The sequence below is a fragment of the Cellulosimicrobium sp. EB106-03-01-XG111 genome, assembly GCF_058792115.1.
Genome location: NZ_JBYTEQ010000007.1, coordinates 131,608 through 151,430 on the forward strand (window position 1 = coordinate 131,608; position 19,823 = coordinate 151,430).

The following is a 19,823-nucleotide window of genomic DNA, read 5'->3' on the forward strand; positions in this document are numbered from 1 at the left end:
CATGCTGATCCCGCGCAGGCTCAAGCACCGCAAGCAGCACCACCCGTCGCGCTCCGGCGCGGCGAAGGGTGGCACCCAGATCTCGTTCGGCGAGTACGGCATCCAGGCTCTCGAGCCGGCGTACGTGACGAACCGCCAGATCGAGGCTGCTCGTATCGCGATGACCCGCCACATCAAGCGTGGCGGCAAGGTCTGGATCAACATCTACCCGGACCGTCCCCTGACCAAGAAGCCTGCCGAGACCCGCATGGGTTCCGGTAAGGGTTCGCCCGAGTGGTGGGTCGCCAATGTCAAGCCCGGCCGGATCGTCTTCGAGCTGGCGGGTGTCCCGGAGGACCTGGCTCGCGAGGCGATGCGCCGCGCGATCCACAAGCTCCCGATGAAGTGCCGTTTCGTGGTGCGCGAGGGTGGTGGCAACTGATGGCAATCGGAACGAAGGGGCTCGCCCCCGTCGACCTCGACGCCATGGACGACGAGACGCTCGTCGCCGAGCTCAAGAAGGTCAAGGAGGAGCTCTTCAACCTCCGCTTCCAGTCGGCCACCGGCCAGCTGGAGAGCCACGGGCGCCTCAAGGCCGTCCGCCGCGACATCGCGCGGATCTACACGATCCTGCGTGAGCGCGAGCTCGGCATCCGTACCGCGCCGAGCGCCGAGTGAGTGAGGCTGGAATGAGCGAGAACGCAACGAACGCGCCCGAGGCAGCCGAGGAGCGCGCGAACCGCAAGACGCGCCGCGGCTACGTCGTGAGCGACAAGATGGACAAGACCGTGGTGGTCGAGGTCGAGGACCGGGTCAAGCACCCGCTCTACGGCAAGGTCATCCGCCGCACGAGCAAGGTCAAGGCGCACGACGAGCAGAACTCTGCCGGCGTGGGCGACCTGGTGCTCATCATGGAGACCCGCCCGCTGTCCGCGACCAAGCGGTGGCGCCTCGCGGAGATCCTCGAGAAGGCCAAGTGATTCACCGGTCGTGACGGGCGGGCCCCGGCTCGCTCGTCACGACCGCTCTCGTGCCGCACCGCGGTGCGGCAACCAGTGAGGACAGGACGGGCGGGTCCTCCGCCCCGGTCCTGGCCGGTTCACCCGCGAGGGACCCGGCACTGACAGCTATCCGTTCGGCAAGGCTCGCCCACGGCGAGAACCGGCTCGACGACAGGAGTTCATTACATGATCCAGCAGGAGTCGCGACTTCGTGTCGCCGACAACACGGGTGCCAAGGAGATTCTCTGCATCCGTGTTCTCGGTGGCTCGGGCCGTCGCTACGCCGGAATCGGCGACGTCATCGTCGCAACCGTCAAGGACGCGATCCCGGGCGGCAACGTGAAGAAGGGTGACGTGGTCAAGGCCGTCGTCGTCCGCACCGCCAAGGAGCGCCGTCGTCCGGACGGTTCCTACATCAAGTTCGACGAGAACGCCGCCGTGATCCTCAAGAACGACGGCGAGCCGCGCGGGACGCGCATCTTCGGCCCGGTCGGGCGCGAGCTGCGCGACAAGCGGTTCATGAAGATCATCTCGCTGGCTCCGGAGGTGCTCTGACCATGGCCAAGATCAAGAAGGGCGACCTCGTCGTCGTCATCGCGGGCAAGGACAAGGGCAAGCAGGGGCGCGTCCTCGAGGTGCTCACCGACCGTGACCGCGTCATCGTCGAGGGTGTCCAGCGTGTCACCAAGCACACCAAGGTCGGCCAGTCGCAGCGCGGCACGCGGACCGGTGGGATCGAGACCGTCGAGGCCCCGATCCACATCAGCAACGTGATGGTCGTCGACCCGGAGACCAAGAAGGGCACCCGCGTCGGGTACCGCACCGAAGAGGTCGAGCGTGACGGCCGCAAGCGCACCGTGCGCGTGCGTGTCGCCAAGCGCTCCGGGAAGGACATCTGATGAGCACCGAGATCACCGAGATCGTTGCCCCTGACGTGCCCCGCCTGAAGCAGCGCTACCGCGAGGAGATCGTCGCCGGTCTGCGCGAGGAGTTCGGGCACGAGAACGTCAACCAGGTCGCCCGCGTCACGAAGATCGTCGTGAACATGGGTGTCGGTGACGCCGCCAAGGACTCGAAGCTCATCGAGGGCGCCATCCGCGACCTGTCCGCGATCACCGGCCAGAAGCCGCAGGTGACCAAGGCCCGCAAGTCCATCGCGCAGTTCAAGCTGCGCGAGGGCATGCCGATCGGCGCGCACGTCACGCTGCGCGGCGACCGCATGTGGGAGTTCCTGGACCGCCTGCTGTCGATCGCCCTGCCGCGCATCCGCGACTTCCGCGGCCTGTCGCCCAAGCAGTTCGACGGGCACGGCAACTACACGTTCGGTCTCACGGAGCAGTCGATGTTCCACGAGATCGACCAGGACAAGATCGACCGTGTCCGCGGTATGGACATCACGATCGTGACCACGGCGACGACCGATGACGAGGGCCGCTCCCTGCTGCGCCGTCTCGGCTTCCCCTTCAAGGAGAACTGACATGGCGAAGAAGGCCCTGATCAACAAGGCGGCCGCCAAGCCGAAGTTCGCGGTCCGCGCCTACACCCGGTGCCAGAAGTGCGGTCGTCCGCACTCGGTGTACCGCAAGTTCGGCCTGTGCCGCATCTGCGTGCGCGAGATGGCCCACCGTGGTGAGCTTCCGGGCGTCACCAAGAGCAGCTGGTAACAACTACGTCGTAGGTCCTGGCGGAGCGCGTCGCTCGACGCGCCCCGCCCGGATACCACGTCGAGGAAGGGCTAGAGCCCGATGACGATGACCGACCCGATCGCAGACATGCTGACGCGTCTGCGGAACGCGAACTCGGCTTACCACGAGACGGTGACCATGCCGTACTCGAAGCTGAAGTCGCACATTGCCGAGATCCTCCAGGCCGAGGGCTACATCTCCGGCTGGAGCGTCGAGGACGCGACGGTGGGCAAGAACCTCACCATCCAGCTCAAGTTCGGCCCGAACCGTGAGCGCAGCCTCGCCGGCGTGCGCCGCGTGTCGAAGCCCGGCCTGCGCAAGTACGTCAAGTCCACCGAGCTGCCGAAGGTTCTCGGCGGCCTGGGCGTGGCGATCCTGTCCACGTCCTCCGGTCTGCTCACCGACAAGCAGGCCGCCACGAAGGGCGTGGGCGGCGAAGTCCTCGCCTACGTCTGGTAACCCGGAAAGGAGATACGCCATGTCTCGAATCGGCAAGATCCCCGTTCCGGTTCCCGCCGGAGTGGACGTCACCATCAGCGGCGCGCTCGTGACCGTGAAGGGCCCCAAGGGCTCGCTCGAGCACCACGTGCCCGCCCCCATCCAGGTCGCTCAGGAGGACGGCACCCTCGTGGTGTCGCGCCCGAACGACGAGCGCGAGTCCCGCGCGCTGCACGGCCTGACCCGCACCCTCCTGGCGAACCTCGTCCAGGGCGTGACGCAGGGCTACGAGAAGAAGCTCGAGATCGTCGGCACCGGTTACCGCGTGACGGCCAAGGGCTCGGACCTCGAGTTCGCCCTCGGCTTCAGCCACCCGGTCGTCGTGACGCCGCCCGCGGGCATCACGTTCGCGGTCGAGAGCCCGACGAAGTTCTCGGTCTCCGGCATCGACAAGCAGCAGGTCGGCGAGATCGCAGCGAACATCCGCAAGATCCGCAAGCCCGAGCCGTACAAGGGCAAGGGTGTGCGTTACGCCGGCGAGGTCGTCCGCCGCAAGGCTGGAAAGGCTGGTAAGTAACGATGGCTCTGAAGGTTCTCGGCAAGGGCAAGGCCGTCGCGCGTCAGCGCCGGCACCTGCGCCTGCGCAAGAAGATCAAGGGGACCGCCGGTCGTCCGCGCCTCGTGGTGACGCGTTCCACGCGTCACATCACGGCTCAGGTCGTGGACGACACGATCGGTCAGACGCTCGCGTCGGCCTCGTCGCTCGAGGCGGACCTGCGTGCGCTCGACGGCGACAAGAGCGCCAAGGCCCGCAAGGTCGGCGAGCTCGTCGCCGAGCGTGCGAAGGCCAAGGGCGTCGACTCCGTCGTCTTCGACCGTGGTGGCAACAAGTACCACGGTCGGGTCGCTGCGGTCGCCGACGGCGCTCGCGAGGGCGGTCTGTCCCTGTGACGACGCCGACCATCCCCACACGGAAGCAAAGGATTCTCTGATGGCTGCAGGGCAGCGCAGCAACACCGGCGCCCCCACGGGTGCCGCCAACGAGTCGAGCGACCAGAACGCGCGCGGGGGGCGCCGCGACGACCGTCGCGGTGACCGTCGCGACGGTCGCCGTGGCGACGCAGCCGAGAAGAACGCCTTCGTCGAGCGCGTCGTCACCATCAACCGCGTCTCCAAGGTCGTCAAGGGCGGCCGCCGCTTCAGCTTCACCGCGCTGGTCGTGGTGGGCGACGGCGACGGCACCGTCGGTGTCGGCTACGGCAAGGCGAAGGAGGTGCCCGCGGCGATCGCCAAGGGTGTCGAGGAGGCCAAGAAGAACTTCTTCAAGGTCCCGCGCATCCAGGGCACCATCCCGCACCCCATCCAGGGTGAGGCCGCCGCCGGTGTCGTGTTCCTCCGTCCGGCCGCTCCGGGTACCGGTGTGATCGCCGGTGGTCCGGTGCGCGCCGTGCTGGAGTGCGCGGGCATCCACGACGTGCTGAGCAAGTCGCTCGGCTCGTCCAACGCGATCAACATCGTGCACGCGACCGTCGAGGCCCTGCGCAACCTGGAGCAGCCTGAGGCTGTCGCCGCGCGCCGTGGTCTCCCGCTCGAGGACGTGGCCCCGGCCGCGCTCCTGCGTGCCCGTGCTGCGGGGGTGAACGCCTGATGGCCAGGCTCAAGGTGACCCAGACCAAGTCCGCCATCGGCGGCAAGCAGAACCAGCGCGACACGCTGCGCACTCTGGGCCTCAAGCGGATCGGCGACACCGCCGTGAAGGAGGACCGCCCGGAGATCCGCGGCATGGTCGCGACGGTGGCGCACCTCGTCACCGTTGAGGAGGTCGAGTGACCATGGCTGAGAAGGCCACCAAGGAGACCGCCGAGGCTCCGAAGAAGAAGACCGCTGCGAAGGCGTCGGCTCCGGCGAAGGCCGAGCAGACCCCCGCGCAGACCGAGGGTGCCGGCGGCACGCTCAAGGTCCACCACCTGCGTCCGGCTCCCGGCGCCAAGAAGGCCAAGACCCGCGTGGGTCGTGGTGAGGCGTCGAAGGGTAAGACGGCGGGCCGCGGTACCAAGGGTACGAAGGCTCGTTACCAGGTTCCCGAGCGCTTCGAGGGTGGGCAGATGCCTCTGCACATGCGCCTCCCGAAGCTGCGCGGCTTCAAGAACCCGTTCCGCACCGAGTACCAGGTCGTGAACCTGGACAAGCTCGCGGCGCTGTACCCCGAGGGTGGCCAGGTCACCGTCGAGGACCTCGTCGCGAAGGGCGCGGTCCGCAAGGGCCAGCTCGTCAAGGTGCTCGGCACGGGTGAGATCACCGTCAAGCTCGAGGTCGCGGTCGACGCCCTCTCGGGCGCGGCCCGCGAGAAGATCCTCGCGGCCGGCGGTTCGGTCTCGGAGGACTGACACCCCTGGACAGGGCCGGTGGCGCGTACGCGCCGTCGGCCCTGTCCGCGTCTGGGGGCGCCTCCCTGCACGACCCGTGGTCCGTCCGGCAGCGCACCACGGTCTAGACTCTCCGACGGCTGTCTCCCCGCACCCCGGGGGTGACCGCCGTCACTCCCAGGTCCACGGCCGGCCCGTCCGGTGATCGGGACCGACTTGCCGTTCGACGCGGCGCTACGGCTAGGGTGCCTCTTGGCGCCCGTGCCGTGCGTCACACCTCGCCGGGCCTCCCGGCGACACGACATCCCGCCTCGGCGGGCCAGGAGGATAGGTGCTCAGCGCATTCGCCCGGGCTTTCCGGACGCCCGACCTGCGGCGCAAGCTGCTGTTCACGATCGCGATCATGGCGATCTTCCGGGTGGGGTCGTTCATCCCCACGCCCGGCGTGGACTACCCCAACGTGCAGCAGTGCATCGCGGAGACCGCCGACGGCAACGACCTGCTCAGCCTGGTCAACCTCTTCAGCGGCGGCGCGCTGCTCCAGCTGTCGATCTTCGCGCTCGGCATCATGCCGTACATCACCGCGAGCATCATCGTCCAGCTGCTGCGCGTCGTGATCCCTCGCTTCGAGGCGCTCCACAAGGAGGGCCAGTCGGGCCAGTCGAAGCTGACGCAGTACACGCGCTACCTGACGATCGCGCTCGCCATCCTCCAGTCGACGACCGTCATCACGACGGCGCGCAACGGCCTGCTGTTCCAGGGCTGCTCCGTCGACGTCATCCCGGACGCCAGCTTCGTCACGATGGCCCTCATGGTCATCACCATGACCGCGGGCACCGGCCTCATCATGTGGCTCGGCGAGCTCATCACGGAGCGCGGCGTCGGCAACGGCATGTCGCTGCTCATCTTCACGTCGATCGCCGCGAGCTTCCCGACCGCCCTGTGGTCGATCGCCGGCGGCGCGAACGGCGCGACGAACTTCATCATCATGATCGCGGTCATCGTGCTCGTCATCGGGCTGGTCGTGTTCGTCGAGCAGTCGCAGCGCCGGGTGCCTGTCCAGTACGCCAAGCGCATGGTCGGGCGCCGCATGTACGGCGGCTCGAGCACCTACATCCCGATCAAGATCAACATGGCGGGCGTCATCCCGGTGATCTTCGCGGCCTCGCTGCTCGCGGTCCCGGGCCTCATCGCGCAGTTCGGCGACCAGAGCGCCGACTGGGTGATCTGGATCAGCACGAACCTGGCCGACCCGTCCGCGCCGTTGCACATCCTGCTGTACGTGCTGATGATCCTGTTCTTCTGCTTCTTCTACACGTCGATCACGTTCAACCCGGACGAGGTCGCGGACAACATGAAGAAGTACGGCGGCTTCATCCCGGGCATCCGCGCCGGTCGGCCGACCGCCGAGTACCTCGACTACGTCATCACCCGCATCACCTCCGCGGGTGCCATCTACCTCGCGCTCGTCGCACTGCTGCCGACGCTGGTCCTCATCGGGCTCGGCGTGAGCACGAACATCCCGTTCGGTGGCTCCTCGATCATCATCGTCGTCGGCGTCGGCCTGGAGACGGTCAAGCAGATCAACTCCCAGCTGCAGCAGCGCCACTACGAAGGGTTCCTCCGTTGAGCAACGCCACCGACGGCCAGTCCGCACCGCGCCCCGCGCGCCTCGTCATCATGGGCCCGCAGGGAGCGGGCAAGGGGACGCAGGCCGCCCGGCTCGCCGAGCGGCTGTCCATCCCGGCGATCTCGACCGGCGACATCTTCCGGGCGAACATCAAGGGCGGCACGGAGCTCGGGCGCCTCGCGCAGGAGTACACCGCGAAGGGCGACCTCGTCCCCGACTCGGTGACGAACGCGATGGTCCGCGACCGTCTCGCGCAGGACGACGCCGCGCGGGGGTTCATCCTCGACGGCTACCCGCGCAACGCGGCCCAGGTCGTCGAGCTCGACGCGATCCTCACCGACCTGGGCGTCGCGCTCGACGGCGTCGTGGAGCTCACGGCGGACCGTGACGAGCTGCTCGCCCGCCTCGCGAAGCGCGCGGAGATCGAGGGTCGCGAGGACGACACGGAGGAGGCCATCGCACGCCGCCTCGACATCTACGCCGAGCAGACGGCGCCGCTCACCTCCGCCTACGCCGACCGCGGTCTGCTGGTCCGCGTCGACGGCATCGGCGACATCGACGAGGTCACCGGCCGCATCGTGTCGGCGCTGACCGCGCTCGTCGGCTGAGCGCGCGTCCGTCCGTCCGTCGGTACTGAGGAGCAGCAGGGTGTTCGGTCGCGAGCGCATCGAGTACAAGACGCACGACCAGGTCCGGTCGATGCGCAGCGCCGGCCTCGTGGTGGCGCGTGCGCTCGGGACGGTGCGCGACGCCGTCCGCCCGGGCATGACGACGGCGGACCTCGACGCGCTCGCCGCGGCGGTCATCGCCGACGCGGGGGCGACGCCGTCGTTCCTCGGGTACGAGGGGTACCCGGCGTCGCTGTGCGTGTCGGTGAACGACGAGGTCGTCCACGGCATCCCGGGCCCGCGCGAGCTGCGCCCGGGGGACGTCGTCTCCGTCGACTGCGGGGCCGTCGTCGACGGCTGGCACGGCGACTCGGCGGTCTCGTTCGTCCTCGGCGAGGGCGACCCGCACGACGAGGCGCTCGTCGAGGCGACGCGTCGCGCCATGTGGGCGGGCATCGCCGCCCTCGCGACGAGCGAGCGGCTGTGCGACGTCGGGGCCGCCATCGAGGACTCGGTGCGCGCCTCGGGGGAGTCGGACGGCGTGACCTACGGCATCGTCGAGGACTACGTCGGACACGGGATCGGGTCTGCGATGCACCAGCCCCCGGACGTCCCGAACTACCGCACGCGCGACAAGGGCCCGCGGCTGCGCCCGGGCATGTGCCTCGCGATCGAGCCCATGCTCACGCGGGGCGAGCGGTTCACCGAGGTGTGCGAGGACGACTGGACGGTCGTGACCGACGACGGCACCCGCGCGGCGCACTGGGAGCACAGCGTCGCGATCCTCGACGAGGGCATCTGGGTCCTCACCGCGCCCGACGGCGGCGCCGCGGAGCTCGCGGAGCTCGGCGTCCGCGTCGCACCGCTCGCGGCCTGACCGCGCACCGGCCCGCCGCGGTCCGGCTCGCTCCCGTCCGGCAGCGCCCGACGGCACCCGTCGCACGACGGGGGAGTGACGCGTCGCACCGCGTTCGTCCCCGCCACGGTTTCCCGTCTCTTGTCGGATGCCGTAGGATGGTCCGTCGGGTGTAGTCCGTGCACGTCGTTCATCCGGCCCCCGTCCCTCGGGACCCGGGCGACCGACCCCCGCACGCGGCTCCACGCACCTCCCACGATCGGACGACCCTCGGGTCGGGCGTGCGCGGGAGTCCTAGCAGTTCAGACGAGAGTTAGCGGAGGACATGGCAAAGAAGGACGGTGTCATCGAGATCGAGGGCAGCGTGGTCGAGGCCCTGCCGAACGCGATGTTCCGCGTGGAGCTGGCCAACGGGCACAAGGTTCTCGCGCACATCTCGGGCAAGATGCGCCAGCACTACATCCGGATCCTCCCCGAGGACCGGGTCGTGGTCGAGCTGAGCCCGTACGACCTGTCCCGCGGCCGCATCGTCTACCGCTACAAGTAGTCGTCACGCGTCCACCCACTCACCCGCCTCGCACCCGGGACCACCGGGGCCGCTCGTCGGTCGCGCCCGGAGCGGGGCACCACTGAGGGAACGAAGATGAAGGTCAAGCCCAGCGTCAAGAAGATCTGCGACAAGTGCAAGGTGATCCGCCGGCACGGTCGCGTCATGGTGATCTGCGAGAACCTGCGGCACAAGCAGCGCCAGGGCTGAGCCCTCACCTGCGCCACGGGTGACGGTCCTCCGGGACCGCGATCACCAGGCCGCCCGTCACGACGACGGCCGGCCACCAGCGCACCACCACGAACCTGCTCGGCACCCCGGACGCGAGTCCGGGAGGAGAACGCCACAGGCAGGGGAACCCCCGGCTCGGAGGCCGGGGCCCACGGAGCTCCCCGTGGGAGGGCGGTGCGACAGACCTCCGACGAAGCACGAGGAGCCGAAAGGCACATGGCACGTCTCATCGGCGTCGACCTCCCCCGCGACAAGCGGCTCGAGGTCGCGCTCACCTACATCTACGGCGTCGGCCGTACCCGCGCCCAGCAGACGCTGGCCGCTACCGGCATCAGCCCGGACGCCCGCGTCAAGGACCTCGGCGACGCCGAGCTCGTCGCGCTCCGCGACTACCTCGAGGGCAACTACAAGCTCGAGGGTGACCTCCGTCGTGAGGTGGCCGCCGACATCCGCCGCAAGGTCGAGATCGGCACCTACCAGGGCCTGCGTCACCGCCGCGGCCTGCCCGTGCGCGGTCAGCGCACGAAGACCAACGCGCGCACGCGCAAGGGACCGAAGCGCACCGTGGCCGGCAAGAAGAAGGCCCGCTGAGCCAGTCCGCAGGGCGGGCCCTGCTCGCGCACTGACCCGGACCTCACGGTCCGTGCCGTGCCGGGTGGAGATCCCCGCGGTCAGACCACCTCAGACCAGGAGAGAAGAAGGACATGCCTCCCAAGACTCGCGCCGCCGCTGGGCGCAAGCCTCGTCGCAAGGACAAGAAGAACGTCCCCGCCGGCCAGGCGCACATCAAGAGCACGTTCAACAACACGATCGTGTCGATCACGGACCCGTCGGGCGCCGTGATCGCGTGGGCCTCCGGCGGCGACGTCGGCTTCAAGGGCTCCCGCAAGTCGACCCCCTTCGCCGCCGGCCTCGCGGCCGAGGCCGCTGCCCGCAAGGCGCAGGAGCACGGCATGAAGAAGGTCGACGTCTTCGTCAAGGGCCCGGGCTCGGGTCGTGAGACGGCGATCCGCTCGCTGCAGTCGGCCGGCCTCGAGGTCGGCTCGATCCAGGACGTGACGCCGCAGGCGCACAACGGGTGCCGGCCGCCCAAGCGTCGTCGCGTCTGACCCTCGTCGTCGGCGTGCCGTCGACGGGCCGCCCGGTCACCGATCGGCCGAGCCCGTCGACGGCGCCCGTCACGGGGCAGCCGCCTCCTGACGGGGTCGACGCACCCTTCCCGGCCGGGTGGACAGAGTCCCGGCCGGGGCCGCGTGCCGCAGGCACGCACCTCGCCTTGAACCGTGCAGCGTCATATGGCGGACGCTCACCGAAAGGAAACCACCAGTGCTGATCGCACAGCGCCCCACCTTGACCGAAGAGGTCATCTCGGAGAACCGTTCGCGCTTCTCCATCGAGCCGCTGGAGCCCGGCTTCGGCTACACGCTCGGCAACTCGCTGCGTCGCACGCTGCTGTCGTCCATCCCGGGCGCGGCGGTCACCTCCATCCGCATCGACGGTGTGCTCCACGAGTTCACCACCGTGCCGGGTGTGAAGGAGGACGTGACCGAGGTCATCCTCAACATCAAGAACCTCGTCGTCTCCTCGGAGAACGACGAGCCCGTCGTGATGTACCTGCGCAAGCAGGGTGCTGGTGCGGTCACCGCGGCGGACATCGTCCCGCCCGCGGGTGTGGAGGTCCACAACCCCGAGCTGCACATCGCCACGCTCAACGACAAGGGCAAGCTCGAGATCGAGCTGACCGTCGAGCGCGGCCGTGGCTACGTCTCGGCCTCGCAGAACAAGTCGTTCGACGCCGAGATCGGCCGGATCCCGGTCGACTCGATCTACTCGCCGGTCCTCAAGGTGACCTACAAGGTCGAGGCGACGCGTGTCGAGCAGCGCACGGACTTCGACAAGCTGGTCGTGGACGTCGAGACGAAGCCGGCGATCTCGCCGCGCGACGCGCTCGCGTCGGCCGGCAAGACGCTGGTGGAGCTCTTCGGCCTCGCCCGCGAGCTCAACGTCGAGGCCGAGGGCATCGAGATCGGTCCGTCGCCGACGGACGCGGCCCTGGCCGCGGACCTGGCGCTGCCGATCGAGGAGCTCAACCTCACGATCCGCTCGTACAACTGCCTCAAGCGCGAGGGCATCCACCAGGTGGGCGAGCTCGTCGCACGCAGCGAGGCGGACCTGCTGGACATCCGCAACTTCGGTGCGAAGTCCATCAACGAGGTGAAGGAGAAGCTCGCCGAGCTCGGCCTGTCCCTCAAGGACTCGCCGCTCGACTTCGACCCGTCGGCCGCCGCTTACTACGAGGGCGACGACGACGAGGCGACGTTCTCGGACACCGAGCAGCAGTACTGAGCCTGCGGCTCTAGACACCTCAGCGCGTCCGGGTCCGCACCTGCGGCGCGATCACTTCCCAAGGAGCACATCCCATGCCTACCCCCGCCAAGGGCCCCCGGCTCGGCAGCGGACCGGCTCACGAGCGCCTGATGCTCGCGAACCTGTCCACCCAGCTCTTCGAGCACGGCCGCATCACGACCACCGAGACCAAGGCGAAGCGCCTGCGCCCGGTGGCCGAGCGCCTCATCACGTTCGCCAAGCGCGGCGACCTGCACGCGCGCCGTCGCGTCCTGCGCGTCGTCCGCGACAAGTCCGTGGTGCACACGCTGTTCACCGAGATCGCCCCGCAGATGGCGGAGCGTGAGGGTGGCTACACGCGCATCACGAAGGTCGGCACGCGCAAGGGCGACAACGCGCCCCTCGCGGTGATCGAGCTCGTGACCGAGCCCGTCAGCCCGAAGCAGGCCGTCGTCCGCGAGGCGGAGAAGGCTGCCGAGAAGGCGAGCAAGAAGAAGGCCGACAAGCCGTCCAAGAAGGCCGACAAGGTCGAGGACGCGCCCGTCGAGGACGCCGCCGTCGAGGACGTCCAGGACGCGCCCGTCGAGGACGCCACGGAGGAGAAGAAGGAGGCCTGAGCCTCCTCTCCCCGCCGAGCCCTCCAGGGGTTCGTCGCGCAGGGCCCGGGACCGCACGGTCCCGGGCCCTGCCGTGTCGTGAGCCTCGCGCGTCGTGAGCCCTGCCGCGGCCGGGAGACGGGCGCCGTCGGGCCGGGGCCGGGGCCGCCCGGCGGACTGTCGAGATCGACCCGGAGTGCGGAGACCGACCCTCCGGGGTCGACCTCGTGACCTCGGGTCGATCTCGCGAGGTCCTGGGCCTACGGTCGAGACGTGACCTCCACCGACGCGTCGCCCCGGACCGGGGCGTGGCCGCCCGTCGTCCTCGTGCACGGCTCGCGCACGTCACGCTCGATGTGGCGCGACCAGCTCGCGGCGCTGCGCCGCGCCGGGGTGCGGGCCCTCGCGGTGGACCTGCCGGGCCACGGGGCGCGGCGCGGCGAGGCGTTCACGCTCGACGGCGCGGTCGAGGCGGTCGCGGCCGGGATCGACGAGGTCGGCGGACGCGCGCTCGTCGTCGGGCTGTCCCTCGGGGGCTACGTCGCGATCGAGACGCGCGCGCGCCACCCGGAGCGCGTCGTGGGTCTGGTCGCCGCCGCGTGCTCGACGCCGCCGTCGACGCGTCTGCGCGGCGGCTGGCTCGTCCTCGCGCGCGGCATCGAGCGGCTCCCGGACGGGGGCGCCGGGCTGAACCAGGCGCTCGTCGACCGGGCGATGACGCCCCAGGCCGGCGCCGACCTCGCGGCGGGCGGGTTCGCCCTGGACGTCATGAGCGCGATCCTGCGCGAGGTGGGGGCGGTCGACCCGGTCCGGGCTCTCGCGGCGGCGGACTCGCCGGTCTGGCTCGTCAACGGCCGCTGGGACCACTTCCGGCTCGGGGAGCGCGGGTTCCTCGCCGCGGCGCGCGCGGGTGGGGCCACGGCCCGGCTCGTCGTCGTCCCGGGTGCGAGGCACCTGGTGAGCCTGGACGCGCCCGTGGCGTTCAACCGCGTCCTGCTCGGCGCCCACCGCACGCTGGCCGCGGGCGCGTCGCCCGGGGACGGGGGAGCGGACGCCACGCCGGGCTCCTCCGGGTCCGCGGCGGGACTCCGCACCGCGGGAGCCGCGCCGGGTCCCCGCCCCGCCGAAGGGGCGCCTCAGCGCCGCACGGCCCGTCGCTGAGAGGGTGGCTGAGGGGTCAGGCGGGCGGGAGGTCCCATGCGCGAGCGCCCCCGACGAGCGCCGCCGAGTTCGGCACCACGACGACGTCGTCGCCGAGCCGGTCGAGGACGCTCGGCGTGATCCGCCGCGAGTTGCCCCCGCCCAGGTAGAGGCGGTCCCACCAGAACACGGGCCGCAGGCCCTCGACGACCGCGAGGACCCGCCGCGACCAGAGCCCGTCGCCGAGGCGGCGACGCTCGGGCTCGCCGACGTACTCGTCGTACGTGGTGCCGCGCCGCACGGGCGCCCGCGACCACTCGAGGTGCGGGGCGAGCCGACCCCCGTGGAACAGCGCGGAGCCGAGCCCCGTCCCCAGCGTCAGCACGAGCTCGAGCCCGGACGCCGCGACGACGCCCGCGCCGTGCACCTCGGCGTCGTTGAGCACGAGCGCCGGGACGCCGAGCCGGTGCTCGACGGCGGCGCGGACGTCGAAGCTCGTCCACGCCTCGACGAGCGCGGGGTCCACGCGCGACCGCGGCCCGCTGCGCGTCACGTAGTGGGGCGTGTGCACGACGACGCCGCGCCGGATCATCCCGGGCATGCCCACCGTGACCCGGTCCGCGGGAGGCAGCGTGGCCGCGATGCCGGCGACCGTCTCGACGAGAAGGTCGGGCGGGAGGGGGTAGGGCGTGGGGACGCGCACGGCCGCGGCGTGCGCGGTGCCCGACGCGTCGAGCACGTTCGCCTTGATCCCGCCCCCGCCGCAGTCGACGGCGAGCGTGCGGACGTCGTGCGGGTCGCCGGTCATGGGCGGCAGCGTAGGCACGGCGGCGCGCGCGGCGCACGGGCGGGCGACTACGGTGATCTCCCGTGACCGCCGTCCCGCCCCCCGCACTCCCGGACCCCGACGCCCCGCGACCCGACGTGCCGGACGACGTCGTGCGCGTGCGCCTGGACCTCGCCTACCAGGGGACGGCGTTCGCCGGCTGGGCGCGGCAGCCGACGCTGCGCACGGTGCAGGGGACGATCGAGGAGGGGCTCGCGACGATCCTGCGGGGCGCGGCGCCACGGCTCACGGTCGCGGGCCGCACGGACGCGGGCGTGCACGCGCGGGGCCAGGTCGCGCACGTCGACCTCGCGCGGGCGCAGTGGGAGGCGCTGCCCGGCCGGTCCGACCGCGCGCCGGGGGACGCGCTCGTCGCGCGGCTGGGCGGCGTGCTGCCGGGGGACGTCGTCGTGCACCGCGCGACGCGGGCACCGGCCGGGTTCGACGCCCGCTTCTCCGCGCTGCACCGCGCGTACACCTACCGCGTGGCGGACGACCCGGCGCAGCGCGACCCGCTGCGCCGGGAGTGGGTGCTGTGGAACCGCCGACCGCTCGACGTCGCGGCGATGGACGCGGCCGTGCGGCCCCTGCTCGGGGTGCGGGACTTCGCCGCGTTCTGCAAGCCGCGACCCGGCGCGACGACGATCCGCGAGCTGCAGCACCTGTCGTGGTCGCGCCCGACGGACGGGCCCGACGCGGGACTCGTCGTCGCGCACGTCCGCGCGGACGCGTTCTGCCACAACATGGTGCGCGCGCTCGTCGGCGCGTCGCTCGCCGTGGGGGAGGGGCGGCGCGGCGTGGGCTGGCCCGCCGAGCTCCTCGCGAGCCGGCGCCGGGACGCGGGGGCGGGCGTGGTGCCCGCGCACGGGCTCGTGCTCGAGGAGGTCACCTACCCGCCCGACGCCGAGCTCGCGGCGCGTGCCGACCGCATCCGCGCCGTGCGGAACGAGGAGGACGTCTGGGAGGACGCGCCGCCCCGCGAGCCGGCCTGAGCCGGCCGCGGGCGGGCGCTCGTCCTCGGTGCTCCTCGACCTCAGGGCTCCCCGACCTCAGGGCTCCTCGACGACGTGGACGGCGGCCTCCTCGGCGCCGGCGGCGCCCCCGGAGATCCCCTCGTCGTCGGCGTACGTGTCGTTCTGGCGCCCGTCGAGGGCGTCGGGGTCCGCGACGAGGCGGCCCGCGCGGGTCTCGTCGGGGCGCTCGGACGGGTCGCGCTCCCACTCCTCCGGCTCCTCCTCGGCCAGGCGCTGGTCGAGGGTCTCGCCGTGCACCTCTTCCCACGGCGTCTCGCCGAAGTGGTTCGAGCGGGGGCGCTCGGGCGGGGAGTAGCCCTCGTCGAGCACGTCGTCCACGCCGCGGTCGAGGAGCGTCTCCTCGGGCTGGAGCTGGTCGGTGTCGCCCTCGGCGCCCGTCTCCGGGTCGGGGCTCGTGGCGGTGGTGTCTTCGCTCATGCATTCCACCCTGGCACCTCGCGGGGACGGACGCAGCCCCGGACGCTCGTGCCTGCGAGGACGTCGCGCCGGGACTACGGTGGGGCCGCACCGCACCGCACCGCACCGCACCGCTCGCGCGATCGCCGCACCACCGCGCCGCAGCGATCCGCTGAACACGTACCCGGAGGACGACGCCATGGCCGGCATCGACGACATCCTGTCCACCGTCCCGCTCGACCAGCTCGCCGGTCGGCTCGGCGTCGACGAGGCGACGGCGCAGCGCGCGGTCGGCGCGGCGCTGCCCGCGCTGCTGGGCGGGCTGCGCGCGAACGCGCAGGACCCGGCGGGCGCGGCGTCGCTCGGCGAGGCCGTCGCGCAGCACGACCCCGCGCTCGTCGAGGGCGGGGTCGACCTCGACGACGTCGACACGGACGACGGCCGCAAGATCGTCGGGCACGTGTTCGGGCAGAACGAGCAGGCGGTCGTCGCGCAGCTCGCCGACTCGACGGGCACCGGCAAGGACCTGCTCGCCAAGGTGCTGCCCGCGCTCGCGCCGATCGCGCTGGCCTTCCTCGCGAAGCAGCTCGGCGGTGCCGGAGCGCCGGGCGGCGCCCCGACCGGCACCGGCACCGGCTCCGCGGCGGGGAAGAGCGCGGGCGAGCGGTCGGGAGCTCCGCAGACCGGCGGGGGCGGACTGGGTGACGTCCTCGGCGGGCTGCTGAGCGGCGGCTCGGGCTCCGGGGGCGGTCTCGGCGACCTCCTGGGCGGTCTGGGCGGTCTCCTCGGGGGCGGCCGGCGCTGAGCCCCTCGGGCGGGCGTCCACAAAGCGCGTGACCGCGCGGCCGACGTCGGGGACCATGACGGGGTGGGACACCTCGACCTCAGCGACGTCACGTATCACCTGCCCGACGGGCGCACCCTGCTCGACGGCGTCGACCTGCGGGTCGCGGACGGCGCGCGCGTCGCGCTCGTAGGGCCCAACGGCGTCGGGAAGTCGACGCTGCTGCGCATCGTCACCGGCGAGGTCGCGCCGCACGGGGGCGCCGTCGTGCGCAGCGGCGGGCTCGGGGTCATGCGCCAGGACGTGGGCCGCATCGACGACGACCGCACGGTGCGCGACCTGCTCGTCGGGCTCGCGCCGACCGCCGTCCGCGAGGCGGCGCTCGAGCTCGCGGCCGCCGAGCACGGCATCATGACGGTCGACGACGAGCCCGCCCAGCTCCGCTACGCGCAGGCCCTCGTGGACTGGGCGGACGTGGGCGGCTACGACGCCGAGGCCGGCTGGGACGAGGTGACCGACGAGGTGCTGTCGGTCCCGTTCGAGAAGGCGCAGTGGCGCGACGTGCGCTCGCTGTCGGGGGGCGAGCAGAAGCGGCTCGCGCTCACGGCGCTGCTGCGCGGGCCGGAGGAGGTCCTGCTGCTCGACGAGCCGGACAACCACCTCGACGTGCCGACGAAGCGCTGGCTCGAGGAGCGGCTCGTCGCGTCGTCCAAGACGGTCCTCTTCGTGTCCCACGACCGGGAGCTGCTGTCGCGCACCGCGACGCAGGTCGCGACGCTCGAGCCGACGCCGGGCGGCGGCACGGTGTGGGTGCACGGCGGCGGCTTCGCGACGTACGCCCAGGCCCGCGCCGACCGACGCGACCGGCTCGCCGAGCTCGCGCGGCGCTGGGACGAGGAGCACGCCAAGCTCCAGGAGCTCGTCCGGACGCTCAAGACGAAGGCCGCGTTCAACGACGGGCTCGCGAGCCGGTACCAGGCCGCGCGCACGCGCCTGCGCAAGTTCGAGGAGGCGGGGCGTCCCGAGGTGGTCGCTCGCGACCAGAACGTGACCGTGCGGCTCACGGGCGGGCGGACGGCCAAGCGCGCGGTGACGTGCGAGCGGCTCGAGCTCACGGGGCTCATGAAGCCGTTCGACGTCGAGGTGTTCTTCGGCGAGCGCGTCGCGGTGCTCGGCTCGAACGGGTCCGGCAAGTCGCACTTCCTGCGCCTCCTCGCCGCGGGCGGGAGCGACCCCGAGCCGGGCACCGTGCCGGACGACGTGGCCGGCGGCCCGGCGGCACCCGCCCCCGTGGCGCACACGGGCCGGGCCGTGCTCGGGTCGCGGGTGCGGCCCGGATGGTTCGCGCAGAACCACGACCACCCGGAGCTGCGCGGGCGCACGCTGCTGGAGATCCTCCACCGCGGCGAGGGGCACCGAGCGGGGATGGGGCGCGAGGGCGCGAGCCGGGCGCTCGACCGGTACGAGCTCGTGGGCCAGGCGGAGCAGCGCTTCGAGACGCTCTCGGGCGGCCAGCAGGCGCGCTTCCAGATCCTGCTCCTCGAGCTCGACGGCGCGACGCTGCTCCTGCTCGACGAGCCGACCGACAACCTCGACCTGCATTCGGCGGAGGCGCTCGAGGCAGGGCTCGCGGCCTTCCAGGGCACCGTGCTCGCGGTGACGCACGACCGGTGGTTCGCGCGCGGCTTCGACCGTTTCCTCGTGTTCCGCGAGGACGGCGAGGTCGTCGAGGCGCCGGAGCCGGTCTGGGACGTCGAGCGCGTCCGTCGGGCGCGCTAGCCGTCCCTATCCTGGTGGGCATGGCCGTCCACAAGATCGTGCTCTTCTACGCCTTCACGCCGCTGCCCGACCCGCGGGCCGTGCAGCTCTGGCAGCAGGCGCTGGGGGAGCGGTGGCACCTCACGGGGCGCGTGATCGTGTCGGAGCACGGGATCAACGCGACCCTCGGCGGGACGGTCGAGGACCTCAAGCAGTACGTGAAGACCACGCGCCGGTACCCGGGCTTCGAGGGCGTCGACGTGAAGTGGTCGGACGGCACGGGTCGCGACTTCCCGCGCCTGTCCGTCAAGGTGCGCCCCGAGCTCGTCGCGTTCGGCGTGCCGGACGAGGTCCGGGTCGACGAGCACGGCGTCGTCGGCGGCGGGGAGCGGTTGAGCCCGCAGGCGCTGCACGACCTCGTCGAGGAGCGCGGCGACGACGTCGTGATGCTCGACGGCCGCAACGCGTTCGAGGCGGCGATCGGCCGCTTCCGCGGGGCCGTCGTGCCCGACGTCGCGACCACGCGGGACTTCGTCGCCGAGATCGACTCCGGCCGCTACGACGACCTCAAGGGCCGGCCCGTCGTCACGTACTGCACGGGGGGCGTGCGGTGCGAGGTGCTGTCGGCCCTCCTGCGCGCCCGCGGGTTCGAGGAGGTCTACCAGCTCGACGGCGGCGTGGTGCGCTACGGCGAGGTGTTCGGCTCGCAGGGGCTGTGGGAGGGGTCGCTCTACGTGTTCGACGAGCGCATGCACGTCGAGCTCGGCCCGGGGTCGACGCCGCTCGGCGCGTGCACGGCGTGCGGGGCTGCGACGGCGAAGTACGAGAACTGCGCCGACCCGAGCTGCCGGACCCTGCGCCTGTACTGCCCCGGCTGCGTCCACGTGGCCCGCTCGACGCGCTGCGAGACGTGCGTCCGGGAGCGTCCGGCCGCTTTGACCGGCGGCCTGCCTCGCGGGTAGTCTGGTGAGTCGTTGTGCTCATCTCACGACACCCGTGTCGCTAGCGCGCCCACTCGCTGCCGGCCAAGGAGCGGGTGTCGACCGAGCCCGCCGCGCAACGACCTGCCCTCTCGGCCGCACGCTTCAGCGGTCGAAGAAGACATCCTGAGACAGAAACGAAGGCTACGACCGTGCGTACGTACACCCCGAAGCCCGGCGACGTCCAGCGCGACTGGTACGTCATCGACGCGACCGACGTCGTCCTGGGCCGCCTGGCCACCCACGTGGCCACCCTGCTGCGCGGCAAGCACAAGCCGACCTTCGCTCCGCACGTCGACGGCGGTGACTTCGTCATCGTCATCAACGCCGGCAAGGTCGCCCTGAGCGGCAACAAGCGCGAGCAGAAGATGGCCTACAACCACTCCGGTTACCCGGGTGGTCTGCGTGCCGTCGCCTACGGCGACCTGCTCGACAAGCACCCCGAGCGTGCCGTCGAGAAGGCCGTGCGCGGCATGCTCCCCAAGACGACCCTCGGTCGCGCCCAGTTCGGCAAGCTGAAGGTCTACGCGGGTGCCGAGCACCCGCACGCCGCGCAGCAGCCGAAGCCGTTCGAGATCACCCAGGTCGCGCAGTAATCGCCGCTCAGGCGTAGCGCACAGAG

30 protein-coding genes are annotated in these 19,823 nt (G+C 71.7%); 28 read left to right on the plus strand and 2 right to left on the minus strand.

The annotated features are described in order from the left end of the window. Position 1 precedes the first annotated feature (1 nt). The 23 genes from rplP to AC3WT4_RS08905 all read left to right on the plus strand — a co-directional run bounded on the left by rplP (position 2) and on the right by AC3WT4_RS08905 (position 13,444). A complete protein-coding gene (gene rplP, locus AC3WT4_RS08795) occupies positions 2-421 on the plus strand; it encodes a 50S ribosomal protein L16 (protein ID WP_021480428.1) in 420 nt (139 codons plus the stop codon). Further along, positions 421-657, plus strand: coding sequence for a 50S ribosomal protein L29 (gene rpmC / locus AC3WT4_RS08800; RefSeq protein ID WP_021480429.1), 237 nt, complete (start codon positions 421-423; stop codon positions 655-657). Before rplP ends, rpmC begins: the two co-directional genes overlap by 1 nt. 11 nt (positions 658-668) lie before the next feature. Beyond that, on the plus strand, positions 669-959 hold the full coding sequence (rpsQ, locus tag AC3WT4_RS08805; protein WP_047233816.1) for a 30S ribosomal protein S17: 291 nt from the start codon (positions 669-671) through the stop codon (positions 957-959). Positions 960-1,166: 207 nt separating this feature from the next. Next, positions 1,167-1,535 (plus strand): 50S ribosomal protein L14, encoded by a 369-nt coding sequence (rplN, locus tag AC3WT4_RS08810; protein WP_021480431.1) that lies wholly within the window; start codon positions 1,167-1,169, stop codon positions 1,533-1,535. A gap of 2 nt (positions 1,536-1,537) precedes the next feature. Then, positions 1,538-1,879, plus strand: coding sequence for a 50S ribosomal protein L24 (gene rplX / locus AC3WT4_RS08815; RefSeq protein WP_021480432.1), 342 nt, complete (start codon positions 1,538-1,540; stop codon positions 1,877-1,879). Then, complete coding sequence (gene rplE / locus AC3WT4_RS08820; protein ID WP_108050510.1) at positions 1,879-2,457, plus strand: 50S ribosomal protein L5; 579 nt, start codon at positions 1,879-1,881, stop codon at positions 2,455-2,457. Before rplX ends, rplE begins: the two co-directional genes overlap by 1 nt. Before the next feature lies 1 nt (position 2,458). After that, on the plus strand, positions 2,459-2,644 hold the full coding sequence (locus AC3WT4_RS08825) for a type Z 30S ribosomal protein S14 (protein WP_021480434.1): 186 nt from the start codon (positions 2,459-2,461) through the stop codon (positions 2,642-2,644). 81 nt (positions 2,645-2,725) lie between these two features. Then, on the plus strand, positions 2,726-3,124 hold the full coding sequence (rpsH, locus tag AC3WT4_RS08830; protein ID WP_021480435.1) for a 30S ribosomal protein S8: 399 nt from the start codon (positions 2,726-2,728) through the stop codon (positions 3,122-3,124). 19 nt (positions 3,125-3,143) lie between these two features. Next, the gene (gene rplF / locus AC3WT4_RS08835) at positions 3,144-3,680 is read left to right on the plus strand and encodes a 50S ribosomal protein L6 (protein ID WP_021480436.1); all 537 of its coding nucleotides are present in this window, start codon (positions 3,144-3,146) and stop codon (positions 3,678-3,680) included. A gap of 2 nt (positions 3,681-3,682) precedes the next feature. Next, complete coding sequence (gene rplR, locus AC3WT4_RS08840; RefSeq protein WP_021480437.1) at positions 3,683-4,054, plus strand: 50S ribosomal protein L18; 372 nt, start codon at positions 3,683-3,685, stop codon at positions 4,052-4,054. A gap of 40 nt (positions 4,055-4,094) precedes the next feature. Next, entirely contained in the window at positions 4,095-4,751 is a 657-nt protein-coding gene (rpsE, locus tag AC3WT4_RS08845) for a 30S ribosomal protein S5 (protein ID WP_021480438.1), read from the plus strand. Beyond that, positions 4,751-4,933: a 50S ribosomal protein L30 gene (gene rpmD / locus AC3WT4_RS08850; protein ID WP_021480439.1), complete on the plus strand. Its 183-nt coding sequence runs from the start codon at positions 4,751-4,753 to the stop codon at positions 4,931-4,933. Before rpsE ends, rpmD begins: the two co-directional genes overlap by 1 nt. 2 nt (positions 4,934-4,935) lie before the next feature. After that, the gene (rplO, locus tag AC3WT4_RS08855) at positions 4,936-5,490 is read left to right on the plus strand and encodes a 50S ribosomal protein L15 (RefSeq protein ID WP_074808895.1); all 555 of its coding nucleotides are present in this window, start codon (positions 4,936-4,938) and stop codon (positions 5,488-5,490) included. A 310-nt stretch (positions 5,491-5,800) separates the two neighbouring features. Beyond that, positions 5,801-7,099: a preprotein translocase subunit SecY gene (secY, locus tag AC3WT4_RS08860; RefSeq protein ID WP_074808897.1), complete on the plus strand. Its 1,299-nt coding sequence runs from the start codon at positions 5,801-5,803 to the stop codon at positions 7,097-7,099. 50 nt (positions 7,100-7,149) lie between these two features. Next, on the plus strand, positions 7,150-7,707 hold the full coding sequence (locus AC3WT4_RS08865) for an adenylate kinase (protein ID WP_492315308.1): 558 nt from the start codon (positions 7,150-7,152) through the stop codon (positions 7,705-7,707). A 40-nt stretch (positions 7,708-7,747) separates the two neighbouring features. Next, positions 7,748-8,584, plus strand: coding sequence for a type I methionyl aminopeptidase (gene map / locus AC3WT4_RS08870; protein WP_074808899.1), 837 nt, complete (start codon positions 7,748-7,750; stop codon positions 8,582-8,584). 304 nt (positions 8,585-8,888) lie between these two features. Then, a complete protein-coding gene (gene infA, locus AC3WT4_RS08875; protein WP_012867920.1) occupies positions 8,889-9,110 on the plus strand; it encodes a translation initiation factor IF-1 in 222 nt (73 codons plus the stop codon). 96 nt (positions 9,111-9,206) lie between these two features. Then, positions 9,207-9,320: a 50S ribosomal protein L36 gene (gene rpmJ / locus AC3WT4_RS08880; protein WP_009740505.1), complete on the plus strand. Its 114-nt coding sequence runs from the start codon at positions 9,207-9,209 to the stop codon at positions 9,318-9,320. Between the two features lie 237 nt (positions 9,321-9,557). Beyond that, entirely contained in the window at positions 9,558-9,932 is a 375-nt protein-coding gene (gene rpsM / locus AC3WT4_RS08885; protein WP_021479758.1) for a 30S ribosomal protein S13, read from the plus strand. Positions 9,933-10,045: 113 nt separating this feature from the next. Continuing rightward, on the plus strand, positions 10,046-10,450 hold the full coding sequence (rpsK, locus tag AC3WT4_RS08890) for a 30S ribosomal protein S11 (protein ID WP_021479759.1): 405 nt from the start codon (positions 10,046-10,048) through the stop codon (positions 10,448-10,450). Positions 10,451-10,667: 217 nt separating this feature from the next. Beyond that, on the plus strand, positions 10,668-11,687 hold the full coding sequence (locus AC3WT4_RS08895; RefSeq protein ID WP_074808900.1) for a DNA-directed RNA polymerase subunit alpha: 1,020 nt from the start codon (positions 10,668-10,670) through the stop codon (positions 11,685-11,687). A gap of 74 nt (positions 11,688-11,761) precedes the next feature. Next, positions 11,762-12,304 carry a 50S ribosomal protein L17 gene (gene rplQ, locus AC3WT4_RS08900; protein ID WP_108050513.1) on the plus strand — a complete coding sequence of 181 codons (543 nt, stop codon included), beginning with the start codon at positions 11,762-11,764 and terminating at the stop codon, positions 12,302-12,304. Between the two features lie 252 nt (positions 12,305-12,556). After that, entirely contained in the window at positions 12,557-13,444 is an 888-nt protein-coding gene (locus tag AC3WT4_RS08905) for an alpha/beta fold hydrolase (protein WP_492315256.1), read from the plus strand. A gap of 16 nt (positions 13,445-13,460) precedes the next feature. Here AC3WT4_RS08905 and AC3WT4_RS08910 read toward each other — a convergent pair whose 3' ends face one another. Continuing rightward, positions 13,461-14,231 (minus strand): ROK family protein, encoded by a 771-nt coding sequence (locus AC3WT4_RS08910; RefSeq protein WP_108050515.1) that lies wholly within the window; start codon positions 14,229-14,231, stop codon positions 13,461-13,463. A gap of 116 nt (positions 14,232-14,347) precedes the next feature. Here AC3WT4_RS08910 and truA point away from each other — a divergent pair, with 116 nt between their 5' ends. Beyond that, entirely contained in the window at positions 14,348-15,241 is an 894-nt protein-coding gene (gene truA / locus AC3WT4_RS08915; protein WP_108050529.1) for a tRNA pseudouridine(38-40) synthase TruA, read from the plus strand. Positions 15,242-15,298: 57 nt separating this feature from the next. On the opposite strand, the gene AC3WT4_RS08920 is transcribed toward truA, so the two are convergent. Continuing rightward, positions 15,299-15,700 carry a DUF5709 domain-containing protein gene (locus tag AC3WT4_RS08920; RefSeq protein WP_034654904.1) on the minus strand — a complete coding sequence of 134 codons (402 nt, stop codon included), beginning with the start codon at positions 15,698-15,700 and terminating at the stop codon, positions 15,299-15,301. A gap of 178 nt (positions 15,701-15,878) precedes the next feature. On the opposite strand from AC3WT4_RS08920, the gene AC3WT4_RS08925 reads away from it, so the two are divergent. The 4 genes from AC3WT4_RS08925 (at position 15,879) to rplM (ending at position 19,797) form a co-directional block, all read left to right on the plus strand. Next, positions 15,879-16,484: a DUF937 domain-containing protein gene (locus AC3WT4_RS08925; RefSeq protein ID WP_492315257.1), complete on the plus strand. Its 606-nt coding sequence runs from the start codon at positions 15,879-15,881 to the stop codon at positions 16,482-16,484. Positions 16,485-16,547: 63 nt separating this feature from the next. Next, positions 16,548-18,242: an ABC-F family ATP-binding cassette domain-containing protein gene (locus AC3WT4_RS08930; RefSeq protein WP_492315258.1), complete on the plus strand. Its 1,695-nt coding sequence runs from the start codon at positions 16,548-16,550 to the stop codon at positions 18,240-18,242. A 20-nt stretch (positions 18,243-18,262) separates the two neighbouring features. Beyond that, complete coding sequence (trhO, locus tag AC3WT4_RS08935; RefSeq protein ID WP_083385247.1) at positions 18,263-19,183, plus strand: oxygen-dependent tRNA uridine(34) hydroxylase TrhO; 921 nt, start codon at positions 18,263-18,265, stop codon at positions 19,181-19,183. 170 nt (positions 19,184-19,353) lie between these two features. Next, positions 19,354-19,797: a 50S ribosomal protein L13 gene (gene rplM / locus AC3WT4_RS08940; RefSeq protein WP_021479847.1), complete on the plus strand. Its 444-nt coding sequence runs from the start codon at positions 19,354-19,356 to the stop codon at positions 19,795-19,797. Positions 19,798-19,823: the final 26 nt, after the last annotated feature.

Excerpts from the sequence above, each read along its gene's own strand:
- rplP (WP_021480428.1), top strand. The coding sequence starts at position 2 with ATGCTGATCCCGCGCAGGCTCAAGCACCGCAAGCAGCACCACCCGTCG.
- rpmC (WP_021480429.1), top strand. The coding sequence starts at position 421 with ATGGCAATCGGAACGAAGGGGCTCGCCCCCGTCGACCTCGACGCCATG.
- rpsQ (WP_047233816.1), top strand. The coding sequence starts at position 669 with ATGAGCGAGAACGCAACGAACGCGCCCGAGGCAGCCGAGGAGCGCGCG.
- rplN (WP_021480431.1), top strand. The coding sequence starts at position 1,167 with ATGATCCAGCAGGAGTCGCGACTTCGTGTCGCCGACAACACGGGTGCC.
- rplX (WP_021480432.1), top strand. The coding sequence starts at position 1,538 with ATGGCCAAGATCAAGAAGGGCGACCTCGTCGTCGTCATCGCGGGCAAG.
- rplE (WP_108050510.1), top strand. The coding sequence starts at position 1,879 with ATGAGCACCGAGATCACCGAGATCGTTGCCCCTGACGTGCCCCGCCTG.
- AC3WT4_RS08825 (WP_021480434.1), top strand. The coding sequence starts at position 2,459 with ATGGCGAAGAAGGCCCTGATCAACAAGGCGGCCGCCAAGCCGAAGTTC.
- rpsH (WP_021480435.1), top strand. The coding sequence starts at position 2,726 with ATGACGATGACCGACCCGATCGCAGACATGCTGACGCGTCTGCGGAAC.
- rplF (WP_021480436.1), top strand. The coding sequence starts at position 3,144 with ATGTCTCGAATCGGCAAGATCCCCGTTCCGGTTCCCGCCGGAGTGGAC.
- rplR (WP_021480437.1), top strand. The coding sequence starts at position 3,683 with ATGGCTCTGAAGGTTCTCGGCAAGGGCAAGGCCGTCGCGCGTCAGCGC.
- rpsE (WP_021480438.1), top strand. The coding sequence starts at position 4,095 with ATGGCTGCAGGGCAGCGCAGCAACACCGGCGCCCCCACGGGTGCCGCC.
- rpmD (WP_021480439.1), top strand. The coding sequence starts at position 4,751 with ATGGCCAGGCTCAAGGTGACCCAGACCAAGTCCGCCATCGGCGGCAAG.
- rplO (WP_074808895.1), top strand. The coding sequence starts at position 4,936 with ATGGCTGAGAAGGCCACCAAGGAGACCGCCGAGGCTCCGAAGAAGAAG.
- AC3WT4_RS08865 (WP_492315308.1), top strand. The coding sequence starts at position 7,150 with ATGGGCCCGCAGGGAGCGGGCAAGGGGACGCAGGCCGCCCGGCTCGCC.
- infA (WP_012867920.1), top strand. The coding sequence starts at position 8,889 with ATGGCAAAGAAGGACGGTGTCATCGAGATCGAGGGCAGCGTGGTCGAG.
- rpmJ (WP_009740505.1), top strand. The coding sequence starts at position 9,207 with ATGAAGGTCAAGCCCAGCGTCAAGAAGATCTGCGACAAGTGCAAGGTG.
- rpsM (WP_021479758.1), top strand. The coding sequence starts at position 9,558 with ATGGCACGTCTCATCGGCGTCGACCTCCCCCGCGACAAGCGGCTCGAG.
- rpsK (WP_021479759.1), top strand. The coding sequence starts at position 10,046 with ATGCCTCCCAAGACTCGCGCCGCCGCTGGGCGCAAGCCTCGTCGCAAG.
- rplQ (WP_108050513.1), top strand. The coding sequence starts at position 11,762 with ATGCCTACCCCCGCCAAGGGCCCCCGGCTCGGCAGCGGACCGGCTCAC.
- AC3WT4_RS08910 (WP_108050515.1), bottom strand. The coding sequence starts at position 14,231 with ATGACCGGCGACCCGCACGACGTCCGCACGCTCGCCGTCGACTGCGGC.
- AC3WT4_RS08920 (WP_034654904.1), bottom strand. The coding sequence starts at position 15,700 with ATGAGCGAAGACACCACCGCCACGAGCCCCGACCCGGAGACGGGCGCC.
- AC3WT4_RS08925 (WP_492315257.1), top strand. The coding sequence starts at position 15,879 with ATGGCCGGCATCGACGACATCCTGTCCACCGTCCCGCTCGACCAGCTC.
- trhO (WP_083385247.1), top strand. The coding sequence starts at position 18,263 with ATGGCCGTCCACAAGATCGTGCTCTTCTACGCCTTCACGCCGCTGCCC.